Origin of the sequence: Eubacterium sp. BL-380-WT-2B (genome assembly GCF_009696115.1) — a bacterium.
Taxonomy (GTDB): Bacteria; Bacillota; Clostridia; order Eubacteriales; family Eubacteriaceae; genus Eubacterium; species Eubacterium callanderi.
Genome location: NZ_VUMP01000001.1, coordinates 258218 through 273350, shown reverse-complemented (window position 1 = coordinate 273350; position 15133 = coordinate 258218). Strand labels below are relative to the sequence as shown.

Here is a 15133-nt window from a genome sequence, read left to right as displayed (position 1 = left end):
GTCCCCGAAAGAGATCCCGTTCAATGCTTATTTTTTAATTTCCTTAAAGGCCTCTGTCTGAGCGGTAATACCTTTTTCCGCTGCGAAACGTTCGATGCTGGAAGCGCCGAAGAAACCGTCAATGCCATCGATACGGTCAATAACATATTTTGCGTCTTCTGGCTCTGCAATCGGACCACCGTGACAGATAACCATGATGTCCGGATTAACTTCGCGTCCGGCTTCCATAATGTCACGTACTTTTACGACACAGTCATCCAGGGTTAAAGCGGTTTTCGCGCCAATGGTTCCTTTAGTGGTGAGACCCATGTGTGCGACTAAAATATCTGCGCCGGCTTCTGCCATTTTACGCGCCTGATCCGGATCAAAAACATAAGGCGTGGTTAAAAGATCAAGCTCATGCGCTTTACGGATCATTTCAACTTCCAGGTCATAACCCATGTCTGTTTCTTCCAGATTCTGTCTGAAAACACCATCGATCAGACCGACGGTCGGGAAATTCTGAACGCCGCTGAAGCCCATGTCCTTTAATTCTTTTAAGAAAACATCCATAACGCGGAAAGGATCTGTACCGCAGACACCAGCAAGTACTGGGGTATCCTTAACAACCGGCAGTACCTCGGATGCCATTTCAACAACAATCTGGTTAGCGTCACCATAGGACAGTAAGCCTGCCAGAGAGCCGCGTCCGGCCATTCTGTAACGGCCAGAGTTGTAGATGATCAGCATGTCTGCGCCGCCGCGTTCGCTGCTTTTGGCTGTGATCCCGGTACCTGCGCCGACACCAACTAAAATATCGCCTTTAGCTCTCTGTTCCTTGTACATTTTAACAATTTCCGCTCTTGTCTGTTGATTCATTATCGTTCTCCTTTAAATATTTTATTTATTTGGCAGCCTGCATTAAGTCAATTAATTTCTGAGCTGCCGCTTCTGCAAATTCCTTATCGTTGACGTGCAGGTCAAATTCTTCCAGATCTACCACATCGCGGTTAACTTCACTGCGGATGGTATCAAAGAGCATTTTATCCTCTTCTGGACCATAAAAAGGTTCGCCCTCAGCGTCAATTCCAGATACGCCCTTAAGCGGCAACATGATGGTTGCCGGTCCTTTTGCTGCGCTCAGCTTTTCAGCGATGACATGCCCGATTTCTTTATTTTCTTCAATGGTTGTCCGCATAAGGGTAATCATTGGATTGTGTTTGTACAGATTGCGCTCCTTAAACTTTTCAGGAACAGAATCCATTGGGCCAAAGTTAACCATATCCACTGCACCAACTGAGACAACCTGTGGAATGCCCATTTTACCGGCGGCTTCCAGACGGTGCGGGCCTGCCGCCAAAATACCGCCGACCAGCTCATCGGCCCATTCTGTTGTCGTAATATCCAGAACACCCTCGATAAAACCGCCTTCTACCAAGGCCTCCATAGACTGTCCGCCCGTACCGGTTGCGTGGAAAATGAGCACCTCATAGCCCCTGGCTTCCAGATATTCCTGCGCTGCTGTGAGGCAGGGTGTGGTAACGCCGAACATTGTGGCTGCTACCAGTGGCTTTTTCTCGATCACATGAGTATCTTCAAATTTTACCATACCGGCTATGGCAAAGGCCGCATTGGCAAAGATTTTAGTGGATATGGAGTTTAATCCAGCTACATCCACAACAGACGGCATCATGACAATATCGCTGGTGCCGACATAGTTTGATACGTCGCCGGAGGCCATGGTGGACACCATTACCTTGGGAACGCCAATGGGCAGTTTACGCATCCCCGGTGTTACCAGAGAGGTTCCGCCGCTTCCGCCAAAGGAAATGATTCCGTCAAACTTACCTTCCTGGTAGAGCTTTGGAACAAGAATTTCCATTCCCTTTGATAAAATTTCTGTCGCATAAGCACGGTCACCCTTAGCTGCGATTTCCTTTATGTCTGCGCCTGCCGCTTTTGCGACTTCCTCGTTGGAAACATCTGCTTCAAATACCGGCTCAAAAACCCCGGTGTTAATGGTCAGCGTATTCAGTCCAAGGCTTTCGATCAGATCCTTGACATACGCATACTCATGACCTTTAGAATCAAATGTTCCTGCAATTGCGATTGTCTTCAAATGCATTTACCCCCTGTAAAAGATTCCAGATGATTTCAGACAGCCGTTGTCTCCCAATAACGGGCATCTGTATTATCCGGTGTACTTATATGATACTGCCAATCCTTTACAAAGTACATGTGCTTATGTCTTTCCGTTTTGTGTTTATGTCTTATGTTTAACCGTTTTCGGTGAAACACCCATATATTTCTTGAATATTTTACTGAAATGGGCCACATCCTGATAACCTACCAGCTCCGCCACTTCAGAAACCCTTAAGTTTTCTTCTTTCAACAGCTTGGCTGCCTTATGAATCCTGAAGTTAACCAGATACTCCGGAAAGCTGCAGCCCACCTCTTTTTTAAACTGGGCGCTCAGGTGACTTCTTGACACATGGCAGACCTTTGCGAGATCCAGAAAAGATATCTCATTCATGTAGTTTTCCTTTACATATTCCTTTATAAACCCCGTATAATCGTAATACTTGGTAATGCCGTTAAGCATTTTGGACATCAGATCACTCTCATCAATATCATCGGTTGTCTTAAAAGCCTTGGTAATGTTCATGAGCGATTTCTCTGTGGGAATCCGGTCAAAGGCTGATCCGCCGATATAGCCATGTGCGCTGGTATTCTGGTACATGTACTGCACATCCACCGGCGTCTTTACCGGTCCGCCATACAGCATTTTAATAACTTCAGGACGCTGTCGGTCACAAAGTGCATAAATCGCCTCAATACGGTCCTTGCTGGCTACCAGAGACAGCGCCTTTGCCGCTCCCAGCATCCCGCCCTGAGTAAGACCGAGATGTACACAGAGTATGTCTGTCCCAGCGTCCAGCATTGCCCCTGCCTGATTTTCATCAAACACAAAAGCCACCGTCACCATTCCCCGCTCATGAGCCATACGAAAAACCTCTACCTCATGCTCAAAAGCACTGCCATTTTCCTCCAGCGCCTCTCTGAACTTACCATCAATGAGGCCGATAGTCGGGTAATTATTGATGCCGATAAAACCACTCTGCCTGATTTCATCGAGATAAGCAGCCATATCCCTTGTGGGATCTGTGGCGTTCAGGCCAAATACCACTGGAAAATCACCCACCAGCGGAATAAGCTCCCGCACACCAAACTCATAAACCATATCATTACTGTTGGCATAGGGCAAAAGCCCGCCAAGAGAACCGCGTCCCATCCCGCGGAAAATGCCTGAGTTCAGCGCCAGAAGAAAATCAGCGCCGCCCTGAATCGCGTATTTTGCCGTCAGCCCCGTTCCAGATGCGACTGCGATCAAATGATTCTCTGCATCAATTTCTTTTCTCAATTTCTCCAGAAAAGCTTCCCTCGAAAGCATGCACTTCCCTCCTCACCTTTTTATCCATTATCTGATAATATGCTTAAAACCAGCCCAAGCTGCACCTCTGCTTTGCAAACTTTCCATAGAACAGTGATAATACAACAACTGGTAAAACTATGCTGAATATTCACAAAGTCTAATCTGAAAAGCTTAGTAAAATATTGTTCAATAAAGAGGATATCTCATGTTAAACTTCAACCTTTGTTTGCCATAACTTCAATATCCTTGCGGCTTCATTTAAATATATCTCATGTTAAACTTCAACGGCGGTTTTTCTGCCGAAGATCTATTTCAATCTGCCATTTAAATACATCTCATGTTAAACTTCAACAAGGGATACTTTTGGGACTCCGATATTATTATTTTATTTAAATACATCTCATGTTAAACTTCAACGGGAGTGTGCGAAAGAAAAGGAGATAAAAGAAAAATTTAAATACATCTCATGTTAAACTTCAACGCTCGCGGGGTCCAGCTCGCCGGCCAGCTGGATGGTATTTAAATACATCTCATGTTAAACTTCAACGCTGAAAAACAAGTAAAACCAATTGTGAACGTGTGATTTAAATACATCTCATGTTAAACTTCAACCCGACATCAACACCCGGTCCCAAAGGCGACACCCCATTTAAATACATCTCATGTTAAACTTCAACCCTCCTTGGTTCAATTTTTTCTGATCACCAATCATATTTAAATACATCTCATGTTAAACTTCAACATGCGACGCGCCGATGTTCCAGTTCGCGTTGCCTGCATTTAAATACATCTCATGTTAAACTTCAACTAACCTCTATAATCTGATATACAATTAATATAGCCCATTTAAATACATCTCATGTTAAACTTCAACGATTCAATCTTTTTGTGGTATTGGAATTCCAATGATTTAAATACATCTCATGTTAAACTTCAACAACCATAGCAATCAAGCCAATCTTAAATTAACGAATACCTTTTAATCCTTTTGGCTTCGCCATTTTTTATTATTTTTACCAGGCAGGTAAGGCTTATGATATTTTTATCCCATTTTCTTTCCAAAGCATTTGTTTATGGTTCTTTTTATCCATCTGCACCAAAAGATACCTGGGAAATTCTTAAATCTTTTTCATAATAAAATTATACGCGCAAAGCCTTCCGAGAGCAACTCCCTTTGGGCATTTCTTGAAATTGTTTTTTTTATAATACATAAAAAATTGCAGATAACGCTTGCAAAAAGAAAAAAATGCCGTTATAATAAAGATCAAGTTAATATTTACGAATGATATGGTGCCCCATAAGGGGAGAATAGGGAATCAGGTGGAAGTCCTGAACGAACCCATCACTGTAAGCGGTAGTGACCGGCAAGTGCCACTGAAAGGGAAGGCGTCGGATCATGTTAATCCGTAAGTCAGGAGACCTGCCTATGATTCTTAACGCATATGAACGATGGTAAAGTTCATAGCTGGTAAAGCAGCTATGGATTTTACCATTTTTTTCGTGACAGCAAACGGTCGTGCGCTGAAGTGAAAATAAAAAATCGCCAAAGCTTGCTTTAAGGCGATTTTTTATTTTCACTTCAGCATAGGGCGCAGCCCGTGACAAAGGTGTTCACAGAGCACCGAAGCAGCACGCTGAGAACGGCAAAATAAAAACGCCATTCCACCAAATTTTTTTGTTTTAGGAGGATTTAAAAACCATGACTTTGTTGGAAAAAGCGAAAAGCGGTGAGATTACCGCGGAAATGCAGTACGTTGCTGAAAAAGAAGGCGTTACCCCAGAATTTATCTGCGAAGGTGTCGCTAAAGGGGAAATTGTAATCTTGCACAGCTCAAGAAAAAATATTCATCCGGTAGCTGTGGGAAAAGGATTGTTTACCAAGGTCAGCGCCAGTGTGGGCATGTATGAAGCGGCTGATACCATCGACGGTGAAATGGCAAAAATCGACGCCGCAGTCAAGGCCCATGCAGATACCATTATGGATCTCTCAGTTCGTGGACCAATCGGGGAAATGCGCGAAAAAGTATTGTCCACTGTTGACCGTCCTGTCGGCACACTGCCCATGTACGAAACCCTGTCTGTCGCAGAAGCCAAATATGGCACCGCACTGGATATGACGCCGGACGATCTATTCGACATGATTGAAAAACAGGCGTCACAAGGCGTTGCCTTCATTGCGCTGCATCCCGGAACCACCCTTTCAGTTATTCATCGCGCTAAGGATGAAGGCCGCATTGATCCTCTTGTGAGCTACGGCGGCTCTCACCTTATCGGCTGGATGCTCTATCACAATACCGAGAATCCCTTATATACTGAATTTGACCGTCTCATTGAAATCTGTAAAAAACACGATGTTGTGCTGAGTTTTGCGGACGGTATGCGCCCGGGCTGTATTGCCGACTCCCTCGATCATGCTCAGGTTGAAGAACTTGTGATCCTCGGCGGTCTGGTCAGACGCACCAGAGAAGCCGGCGTACAGGTTATGGTTAAAGGGCCCGGCCACGTACCGCTCGATGAAATCGCCACAACTGTACAACTTGAAAAGAAGCTCTGTTACGGTGCTCCTTACTTTGTATTCGGCTGTCTGCCAACCGATGCAGCTGCCGGTTATGACCATATTACCTCTGCCATCGGCGGCGCTGTTGCTGCTTATGCCGGCGCAGATTTTCTCTGCTATGTCACCCCGGCTGAGCATATTGGTATGCCAAACGTCGATGATGTCTATCAGGGCGTCATGGCCTCTCGGATTGCCGCCCATGCCGGCGATGTTGCCAAGGGACATCCTCAGGCTGTCAAGTGGGATCTGGATATGTCTGTTGCCCGCCGCGCCATGAACTGGAAGGAACAGTTTAAGCTGTCCATCGACCCTGAAACCGCTGAGCGCGTCTGGCGTGAACGCAGCACCAGCTTTACTTCGGAATGTACCATGTGCGGTAAATACTGCGCCATGAAGGTTGTTGAAAAATATTTGAGAGCAGAGTAAGGAGGACAAGACAATGACACAGATGCTAGAAGCCCGCAAAGGCCGTATTACAGAAGAAATGGAAAAAGTCGCCCTGATTGAAGGCGTTACCCCGGAATTTGTACGCGAAGGGGTTGCCAAAGGCCACATCGTCATCCCCAAAAACAAGTTTCGCAGCCGTGAAAAAATCTGCGGTATCGGAGGCGGTCTGGATGTAAAGGTCAACGGCCTTATGGGCACATCCTCTGACCGTAATGATATGGAAATGGAAGCAAAGAAGCTGCGGATTCTGGAAGAATGCGGCGCCAACGCTTTTATGGATTTGTCCACTGGTGACGATATTGACGCCATGCGCAAGCAGAGCCTCGCAATCTCGGGTATTGCGGCAGGCTGCGTACCTGTCTACCAGGCCAGTGTCGAAGCCATTGAGAAGCACGGCAGCATGGTTGCCATGACCGAGGATGACCTTTTTGCTACAGTAGAAAAACAATGCCAAGAGGGCATGGATTTCATGGCCATCCACTCTGCTTTAAACTGGTCGGTTTTAAACGCTCTGAAAAAAAGCGGCCGTGTCACCGATGTTGTCAGCCGTGGCGGTTCCTTCCTGACGGCGTGGATGTTCCACAACGAAAAAGAAAACCCGCTGTATGAACACTTTGACCGCCTGCTCGAAATTCTCAAGGCTACCGATACTGTATTATCCATCGGCGACGCCATCCGCCCAGGCGCAGGCGCAGACTCTCTGGACTCTGCCCAGGTACAGGGCCTGGTTGTTGCCGGTGAGCTGACTAAACGCGCCCTGGAGGCCGGTGTGCAGGTTATGATTGAAGGACCGGGGCATGTGCCGCTTAACCAGATTGCGACCACTATGCAGCTCCAGAAGCAGCTTTGCTACGGTGTTCCCTACTATATTCTCGGTTTCCTCGCCACCGATGTGGCCCCAGGCTACGATAACATCACAGGCGCCATCGGCGGTGCCTTTGCCGGCATGCACAGCGCAGACTTCCTCTGTTATCTGACCCCGGCAGAACATCTGGGTCTGCCAAACGAAGATGATGTACGTATGGGTGTCCGCACGACCAAAATCGCAGCGGATGCCGCCAATGTTTTAAAACGGGGCGGCAATGCGTGGAACCGCTCTCTGGCAATGTCCAAGGCGCGGGTGGCGCGGAATGAAAAAGCCCAGATTGCCAATGCCCTTGATCCGGAATACCTGGAAAGCAAGCTGAAAGCTGAGCCCGAAAGCCACGGCTGTGCTGCCTGCGGCAAAAGCAAATGCCCGGCGGATATTGCGGCTGAATTTTTCGGTATCGCCTGATCCGTTGACGATGGTCTGAAAATCAGGCAAATCTTTCTCATTACTGCTGAGATTAGTGCTATAATTAATCTTGAAGATCACCTGAAATCTGCAAAATTCAAATAATGAGGTATTTATCATGAGTGCATTAACTTTAAAGGAAGTTATTGAAAATATTGAACCAAAGGACCCTGATTGGGAATCCAAAGCCTGCGCACATGTGGAATCACTTGCCATTCCGCCCTGGAGTCTGGGACAGGTCCTGACACTCGGTGTCCAGCTGGCTGGAATTAAACGGACCATCCACCCCTGTGTGGATAAAAAAATGATCCTGACCATGGCGGCTGACCACGGAATTGCTGAGGAGGGCGTTTCCGCCTTTCCTCAGGAGGTAACCATGCAGATGGTCGCCAATATCGTTGCCGGCGGCGCAGGCGTCAACGTTTTGGGAAAAGCCTCCGGTGCAGAGGTGCGGCTGGTGGATATGGGCGTTAAGGAGGATATGCCCGAGCTGGTAAAAAAGGGTGCCATCATTGACGCCAAGATCGCTCACGGCAGTGAAAACTTTCATAAAGGGCCAGCCATGAGCAGGGAACAGGCAATCGCTGCCCTGGAAGCCGGCATCAATGTCGCTGCAAAAATGATTCAGGAGGAGGGTGTCGAGCTTCTGGGTACCGGTGACCTGGGCATTGGCAACACCACCCCCAGCGCTGCCATTCTCGCGGTTATGGGTGAGTATCCTCTGACTTCCATTACAGGGCGCGGCACAGGGCTTAACAACGCCGGACTTATGCACAAAATCAAAATTATCCGCGAGTCCATCGCGCTCAACAATCCGGATAAAAACGATGCTCTGGACGTGCTGTCAAAGGTCGGCGGCTATGATATCGCCGGTATTGCCGGCATGATCCTTGGCGCAGCCTATAATAAGGTGCCAGTGGTTGTGGACGGCTTTATTTCCACTGCCGGCGCGCTAATTGCCAAAGGCCTCTGCCCCACCTGCGCAGACTACATGATCGCTTCACACCAGTCCGAGGAGCCAGGACATCAGATGATGTGGCAGACTTTGGGAATGCATCCGCTTCTAAATCTTAATTTTCGTCTTGGCGAGGGCACCGGTGCTGCGGTGGCCATGCATCTCGTGGAATGCGCCGCACGGTGCATGAACGACATGCTCACCTTTGAAGACGCAGGAGTCACCAATGGCCTCGCTTAAATGGGACCCCAACACATCCGGTGGACAGTATCTTGAAGATCTGTCCACTGCCTACTGGTATTCGGAATCACTTTTTACGGCCCTGGATATGGGCCTTTTTGAACTTTTGGAGAAAGGCAGCACACCCCTTCCCCGACTGGCAAAAGCTCTGAACTGCAACGAATCCAGCCTGTCCCGCTATCTGCATCTGCTAAAAACCCTGGATCTTGTAGACTGTTATGAAAACAGCTGGTATAACACCACGCTCTCAAGCACCTATCTCATTAAAGGAAAGCCGCTTTATCAGGGCAATTCCATCTTGTGGCGACGTGATATTAAAGCCGACTGGGACACCTTGAAGCCGGCCCTTGAAGCCGGCGGACGTGTCCATTTCCCCCCCGAAAACATCAGTGACGCCGAAATGGACGCCCGGCGTGAGGAATATATCACGGCTATGGACAATATTGTCAGGCTCAAGGTTCCAGAGATTCTTGAATTTTTCGGAAACGGCCTGAAGACTGGCGCCCGTATTCTGGATGTCGGCGCAGGCAGCGGTGCTTTTGCCCTTGGCTTTCTTGAAAAGTTCCAGGACTCCCAGGCCACTCTGGTGGATATTCGCCAGGTCTTGCCACAGACCCGGAAGCTTGTTGAAAAAAGTCCTATTGATACTAAAAACCGTGTTCTGTTCCATGAACAGAATATTCTGGATCCTGACTGGCAGCTTGAGGGCCGTTATGATCTTGTCATATTATCCAACATCGTCCACGCCTATGCTGAAGAAGAAATCAGCGGTATTTTAAAAACCGCGTCCCAGCTTCTCTCAGAGGATGGCATCCTGCTGATTCACGACTTTTTTCTGGATCACTGGGACATCAAGGCGGCCTTTTCGGATATCAATATGTTCATCAATACTTATAACGGCAAAGTCTTTAACTCAAAATGGGTCGATCGGACCCTTAAAAACAGCGGTCTGTCCACCACAGGGCTCATCCCTTTGCAGACCGATACAGCTGTTATCTTTGCTGCCAGAGAGTCCGCCGCACTTGACAGCCTGACCATTACACCAGTCCAGAAAATTCTGCAGCCCATCAAAGCCATTGGCTTTGACAAAGTGATGCCCTATGACCCCAAGGACGTGGTCGTCGCTCCCTTTGCCAAAAACAAATGCAAATTCGGTTGCCGCTCCTGGGATAAAAAGCACTGCAGCACCAATCAGGAAATGAGCGCAGATGAGACTAAGGCCTTTGTGAACAGCTTCAGCAAAGCCCTCCTGCTAAAAAGCGAGCCGCCAACTGGCGATTTCCAGCGCAAGGCACTGAGGGCTGAAACCCTTGCCTTTAAAGCTGGCTACTACAAAGCTTTTGTTTTCTGGGCCGGCCCCTGCAGCATCTGTCCAGACTGTGACCTCACTGCTCCCTGCAACAACCACACCCACTCCCGCCCGTCCATGGAAGGCTCGGGTATTGACGTTTTCGCCACTGTAAAAAAGGCCGGAGAGTCCTTGAAAACCCTGAGTGAGCGCGGTGAAGTCATTAAGTATTACGCGCTGCTGCTTTTGGAGTAAACGGAGTTGAAAATGAAACGAATCCTACTAATTCAGGCCATATCCATGGAAGGTATGGACATCGAGCGTGTCTACCCCATCGGTATTGTCACCCTGGCCTCCTGCATTGAAAAGGCTGGCCGATACAGCCTGGAAATTTTTGATATGAACATGGCTGCAGACCCCTATGGTGAGCTACGCGAAAAAATGTTCAGTTATCAGCCGGATATCATTGGTATTTCTCTGAGAAATGTGGACCCGCTGGGCAACAGGACCACCTCGCTGATCGTTCCCTTTGCCATTACCCTGTCCTTTATCAGGCGTTATCTGCCCGACGTTACCCTGATGGCCGGAGGCACCGCCTTTTCCCTTTTTCCAGAACGCCTGATGCGGGAATTTCCCGAAATCGACCTGGGTGTCGCCGGTGAAGCCGAAGAAATTATTGTGCCGCTTCTGGACAGCATTGATCATCCGCCAAAACTGCCCGGGCTGGTTTACCGTGAAAACGGCGAAGTGAAAATGGTGCCCCCTGTGGGAAAATTTGATATGGGCAGCTATACCATGCCCAACCGCGAGCTTTTAGACCCGCGGGAATATCTGAGGGTCAATAAATATGTGGAGAGCGTAGGAGTTGAAACCAAGCGCGGCTGCTGTTATAACTGCGGCTATTGCTCCTATCCGCTTCTCTCCGGCTGTGGCATGCGGTGCCGTGAGCCAGCGTCTGTGGTCGATGAGATCGAGTTTCTGCACAAAGAATACGGTGTCAGCCGTATCCATCTCACCGATTCCATTGTCAACTTCCCCGTAAACCATCTGGATGACATCTGCAAAGAGCTGATCCGGCGCAGGCTGGATATCCACTGGAGCGGCTTTTTCAGGGAAAACCTGCTGACCCCCGAAAACGCCCCGCTATACCGGGATTCCGGCTGTGAGTGCTTCTCCCTGTCGCCAGACGGGCTCAGTCAGACTGCTCTGGATATTCTGGACAAGCACCTGACGGTCGATGAGATTCTTCACACTGCCAGGGTCTTGTCAGACGTGGGCATCACCACTGTTTACCATTTCCTGGTCAACACGCCCGGTGATACCTGGAAAACAGTGGATGAGGGAAAAGCGCTCATCGACCAGATCTACGACATCCACGCTGCCTCCAAAACCATTGGTACCATCGTGCTCAACCTCATCCGCATTATGCCAAGAACCAAGGTTGAAAAACTTGCGCTGGAGAACGGCGTTATCACGCCCGAAACGGATTTGCTTTTCCCCACCTACTATAATCCCGATCCCTTTAAAACGGTTCGTTACGATCTTGAGATCTACCATAACAAACGAAATATCTTTATGTGGCAGGACGCCTAATAACAAAGACTGGAGCGATTAAATGAAACGAATCCTACTACTCGAACATCCCAGAACACCCGGCGAGGACCGTCAGAATGACATTGCCAACACCACCCTGTCCTCCTGCCTGAACAGCGGCTATCTGGCCGCCGTTCTGCTTGAAAAAGGTTATCAGCCGGCCATTGTAGAGGGCTATATGGAAAACCTGAGCTACGAAGCCATCGAAGCCCGCATCGCCGCCCACAAGCCTGAGGTGCTGGGCATCCACCTGGTTTATAACTGGGAGGATAACCACACCCTCTACGCCTTTATTGCCAGAGTAAAAGCAAAATACCAGATCAGCCATGTGACCGTATACGGCTACTATCCCACCTTTGCCTATGAAGAAATCCTGGACCGGTGTCCAGAGATCGACACCTGCATGCTTGGGGAAAATGAGATAACCATCATAAACCTTATGGCAAACCTCCCGGATTACAGGGGCTTAAAGGGCCTGGCTTACCGGAGCAATGACGGCTATGAGGCCAGCCGGGGTGAGCTGGTCCGCGACCTTGACAGTCTGCCCTTCCCGCTTCGCAAGGCAGCCTCCTACCCTGGCGGCGAGGTCAATATCTTCGGGAGCCGCGGCTGCTACGGGGGCTGCACCTTCTGCTACATTAACCCCTATTATGGCGCAGATGAAATGCACTGTCCCAAGTGGCGGGGCCGTTCTCCTGAAAACATCATCGCGGAAATTGATGCGATCATCGCTCAGACCGATTACCGCTATTTCTATTTCACCGACCCTAATTTTTATGGCCCGGGAAAGGCTGGAAAGGAACGTGTACTCAAGCTGGCCGCCCTTTTAAAAGAGCGCAATATCCGCTTTGGCATTGAGGCAAGGGCCAACGATATCGAGCCCGAAACCACCAGGGCACTGGTGGACGCCGGGCTGCAGAATATCCTTGTTGGCCTGGAATCCGGCAAGGACGAATCCCTGAAGCGTCTCAATAAATATACGACAGTAGCAGACAACGAAAACGCTCTGCGGGTACTGCGCGAGGCCGGCATTGAACCCAGCGTGGGCTTTATCATGTTTGAGCCTGACTCTACCATCGACGACCTGAGAATTAACCTGGATTTTTTAAAGCGCAACGCCCTTTTGGAAACCCTGGAAATATCTGTCAACGTGCTCTACCATCATCAGATTATCCTGGCGGGCAGCAGCTCCTACCACGACCTTCTGGCTGCAGGACGGCTGAACATTTCCGAGCATTCCACCTACGAGGCCAACACCGATTATGTCAATCCCAGCGTTGCTGCCATGGCAAAAATGATGCGGGATATTACCAACCATATTTTTGACTACATGCATGATACCTGGCAGAAAAGCGCCTCAGGCGATCCCGAGACAGTGGCGCGCTATCAGGCCATCAACCGCCTGCTGGTGGATGGTTTTGAGAACGCCTTAAAGCTTTTAGAAAAGGGCGATATCACCGAAGACGAAAGGCAGGACTGGGTCCGCTGTTTTAACGCTGAAATTGACAAAATCACCGCATAAAAAACTCCGGAAATCTGCAAATAGATTTCCGGAGTTTTTTATTTCTATTTTTATACAGCGCTTATTGTTCAAGCTCCTTCACGATAAATGCCAGCGCTTCATCCAGGGAACGCACCACCATAACACCATCCGTCTCCTGTGTTCCCTTTCTGTCAAGGAGAATCGGACGGATTCCTGCCGCGCGGGCGCCTGCCACGTCCGACGCCATAGAATCGCCGATATGAATGACCTCATGGGCACTGCAGCCGCTGATCTCCAGTGCCTTTTCAAAAAGCTCCCGATGCGGTTTATAGGCCCTTGCCATATCGCCGCAGATAATGCCCGCCGGCTCCAGCGCCTTGTGTCTCATACCTTCTCCCACATAACGGACGCCGTTATTAGTGATAACGTATATGGGCAGCGGACAATTTTCAAAAAATGGCTTGGCGTCCTCAAAAGCCGGCGCGTACATCCAGAAACGCCGGCAAAGCTCATGGGCTTCCTCCAGATTTTCCTGAAGATTCAGCTCCTCGACACAATCTGCCAGAAGCTTGTCCACAATCTCATCCTCCGTTAAAAAGGCGTCGCCGAAACTTTCGTTCTCATACTTTTTCAATTTTCCCCACCAGTAGTTCAGCATAGCCTGCGGGCTTTCAATATCGCTGTTTTTATAAAGCCGCATGGTCATTTCCTCAACGTCTTTTCCCGCTTCTTTCATGATGGTTCCCGTATAATCAATAAATACTGCCTTTAACATAATTTCTCCTTTATAAAAAGTGTGCTTTCCTTCTGTCCGCAAAATGTATCCCTGTTCATTGTCGCACGCTATAATAATCAATATTCATTGACCATTATAGACCATTTTGGCAAAATCAACAACATGCTGCAAAAATTGGATTCATTAAATTTGAGCCAGAAAGCTGTTCGCTGTAATCATTCTAAAAAACATACAGCTTTAAGAAAGGCCTGATATAATGTTTGAAACGCTTTCAAACGAGGTGAACCATGAAAAAAGAAAAAATCATTCAAATGATACAGGCTTATGACGGCCTGAACCTTTATATGACAACCGATACACCCGAATCCCCAAAGGCTGTGGTGATCATCAGCCATGGCATGTGCGAGCATTCAGGACGCTACGCCGCAGTCACCCAGAAACTTTTTGACCGCGGGTTTAAGGTGTACCGCTACGACCTCCGGGGACACGGCAAGTCCGAGGGCGAACGTGGCTTCTACAGCGCACCGGATGAAATCACCGAGGATCTCCACCGTATTGTGGATATCGCCTCAGAGGAAAATCCCGGCCTTAAGCGCTTCCTGCTGGGCTACAGCATGGGCGGCTTTGCTGTGGCTGACTTTTGTACAAAATATCCCGATAAGGCAGAAGGCGCCATTTTGTTTGACGCCGCCACCCGGGATAATCTGGGCGGCTTCAGCCGTGTCTCCCAGTCCCTTGACCCTCTGACCCGCTTTCCAAACAAGCTGGCAAAACGGCTGACCTCAGATCCCGAAGTTACTGCGGCCTACAAGGCAGACCCCTTAAACGCTTCCTACTTTACGGCTGGCCTGAGCCAGCAGCTGACACTCGGTATCCGGCAGTTAACCGCAAATCCTGATTTCCGTCTCCCTGTCCTTTTGCTCCACGGTGAAAAAGATACCCTGGTTGACCCAAGCGATTCCACGGATTTTTTTGCGCAGATCGCCTCTGAGGATAAACAGCTGAAAATTTACGGCAACACTCAGCATGAAATTTTTAATGAGGCCGTCAAAAACCAGGTCATGACAGACGTAACCCGTTGGATTGAAAACCGGCTGTAAACGCGCATACTAAAAGGGCCCTGTGGCATAAAAACCACAGGACCCT

General features: G+C 48.8%; 11 protein-coding genes, 1 CRISPR repeat array and 1 riboswitch. Of the genes, 7 read left to right on the top strand and 4 right to left on the bottom strand.

What is annotated here, in order from left to right:
• Positions 1-27: 27 nt before the first annotated feature.
• The 3 genes from FYJ53_RS01245 to FYJ53_RS01235 all read right to left on the bottom strand — a co-directional run bounded on the left by FYJ53_RS01245 (position 28) and on the right by FYJ53_RS01235 (position 3430).
• The gene (locus FYJ53_RS01245; RefSeq protein ID WP_013382456.1) at positions 28-858 is read right to left on the bottom strand and encodes a phosphoenolpyruvate hydrolase family protein; all 831 of its coding nucleotides are present in this window, start codon (positions 856-858) and stop codon (positions 28-30) included.
• 25 nt (positions 859-883) lie between these two features.
• Positions 884-2098, bottom strand: a complete 1215-nt coding sequence (locus FYJ53_RS01240) for a Tm-1-like ATP-binding domain-containing protein (RefSeq protein ID WP_041690475.1) — start codon at positions 2096-2098, stop codon at positions 884-886.
• A 144-nt stretch (positions 2099-2242) separates the two neighbouring features.
• A complete protein-coding gene (locus FYJ53_RS01235) occupies positions 2243-3430 on the bottom strand; it encodes a phosphoenolpyruvate hydrolase family protein (RefSeq protein ID WP_148429164.1) in 1188 nt (395 codons plus the stop codon).
• A gap of 172 nt (positions 3431-3602) precedes the next feature.
• Positions 3603-4350: a CRISPR direct-repeat array (repeat unit 30 nt; unit sequence ATTTAAATACATCTCATGTTAAACTTCAAC).
• 333 nt (positions 4351-4683) lie between these two features.
• Positions 4684-4855: riboswitch (cobalamin riboswitch) on the top strand.
• A gap of 256 nt (positions 4856-5111) precedes the next feature.
• Here FYJ53_RS01235 and thiC point away from each other — a divergent pair.
• The 6 genes from thiC (at position 5112) to FYJ53_RS01205 (ending at position 13290) form a co-directional block, all read left to right on the top strand.
• Positions 5112-6395, top strand: a complete 1284-nt coding sequence (thiC, locus tag FYJ53_RS01230) for a phosphomethylpyrimidine synthase ThiC (RefSeq protein ID WP_148429162.1) — start codon at positions 5112-5114, stop codon at positions 6393-6395.
• Between the two features lie 13 nt (positions 6396-6408).
• A complete protein-coding gene (gene bzaB / locus FYJ53_RS01225; RefSeq protein ID WP_154556897.1) occupies positions 6409-7692 on the top strand; it encodes a B12 lower ligand biosynthesis ThiC-like protein BzaB in 1284 nt (427 codons plus the stop codon).
• Between the two features lie 118 nt (positions 7693-7810).
• Positions 7811-8887 carry a nicotinate-nucleotide--dimethylbenzimidazole phosphoribosyltransferase gene (gene cobT / locus FYJ53_RS01220; RefSeq protein WP_090413941.1) on the top strand — a complete coding sequence of 359 codons (1077 nt, stop codon included), beginning with the start codon at positions 7811-7813 and terminating at the stop codon, positions 8885-8887.
• Positions 8874-10430, top strand: coding sequence for a 5-hydroxy-benzimidazole O-methyltransferase BzaC (bzaC, locus tag FYJ53_RS01215; RefSeq protein WP_148429160.1), 1557 nt, complete (start codon positions 8874-8876; stop codon positions 10428-10430). The genes cobT and bzaC overlap by 14 nt, the downstream gene beginning before the upstream one ends.
• Positions 10431-10442: 12 nt before the next feature.
• Positions 10443-11768, top strand: coding sequence for a B12 lower ligand biosynthesis radical SAM protein BzaD (bzaD, locus tag FYJ53_RS01210; RefSeq protein ID WP_187367945.1), 1326 nt, complete (start codon positions 10443-10445; stop codon positions 11766-11768).
• 22 nt (positions 11769-11790) lie between these two features.
• A complete protein-coding gene (locus FYJ53_RS01205; RefSeq protein ID WP_148429156.1) occupies positions 11791-13290 on the top strand; it encodes a B12-binding domain-containing radical SAM protein in 1500 nt (499 codons plus the stop codon).
• Positions 13291-13351: 61 nt separating this feature from the next.
• Here the strand turns inward: FYJ53_RS01205 and FYJ53_RS01200 are convergent, their stop codons facing one another.
• Positions 13352-14026, bottom strand: a complete 675-nt coding sequence (locus tag FYJ53_RS01200) for an HAD family hydrolase (protein WP_090413949.1) — start codon at positions 14024-14026, stop codon at positions 13352-13354.
• 248 nt (positions 14027-14274) lie between these two features.
• Here FYJ53_RS01200 and FYJ53_RS01195 point away from each other — a divergent pair, with 248 nt between their 5' ends.
• A complete protein-coding gene (locus tag FYJ53_RS01195) occupies positions 14275-15087 on the top strand; it encodes an alpha/beta hydrolase (RefSeq protein WP_148429154.1) in 813 nt (270 codons plus the stop codon).
• Positions 15088-15133: the final 46 nt, after the last annotated feature.

Excerpts from the sequence above, each read along its gene's own strand:
- FYJ53_RS01245 (WP_013382456.1), bottom strand. The coding sequence starts at position 858 with ATGAATCAACAGACAAGAGCGGAAATTGTTAAAATGTACAAGGAACAG.
- FYJ53_RS01235 (WP_148429164.1), bottom strand. The coding sequence starts at position 3,430 with ATGCTTTCGAGGGAAGCTTTTCTGGAGAAATTGAGAAAAGAAATTGAT.
- thiC (WP_148429162.1), top strand. The coding sequence starts at position 5,112 with ATGACTTTGTTGGAAAAAGCGAAAAGCGGTGAGATTACCGCGGAAATG.
- bzaB (WP_154556897.1), top strand. The coding sequence starts at position 6,409 with ATGACACAGATGCTAGAAGCCCGCAAAGGCCGTATTACAGAAGAAATG.
- cobT (WP_090413941.1), top strand. The coding sequence starts at position 7,811 with ATGAGTGCATTAACTTTAAAGGAAGTTATTGAAAATATTGAACCAAAG.
- bzaC (WP_148429160.1), top strand. The coding sequence starts at position 8,874 with ATGGCCTCGCTTAAATGGGACCCCAACACATCCGGTGGACAGTATCTT.
- bzaD (WP_187367945.1), top strand. The coding sequence starts at position 10,443 with ATGAAACGAATCCTACTAATTCAGGCCATATCCATGGAAGGTATGGAC.
- FYJ53_RS01205 (WP_148429156.1), top strand. The coding sequence starts at position 11,791 with ATGAAACGAATCCTACTACTCGAACATCCCAGAACACCCGGCGAGGAC.
- FYJ53_RS01200 (WP_090413949.1), bottom strand. The coding sequence starts at position 14,026 with ATGTTAAAGGCAGTATTTATTGATTATACGGGAACCATCATGAAAGAA.
- FYJ53_RS01195 (WP_148429154.1), top strand. The coding sequence starts at position 14,275 with ATGAAAAAAGAAAAAATCATTCAAATGATACAGGCTTATGACGGCCTG.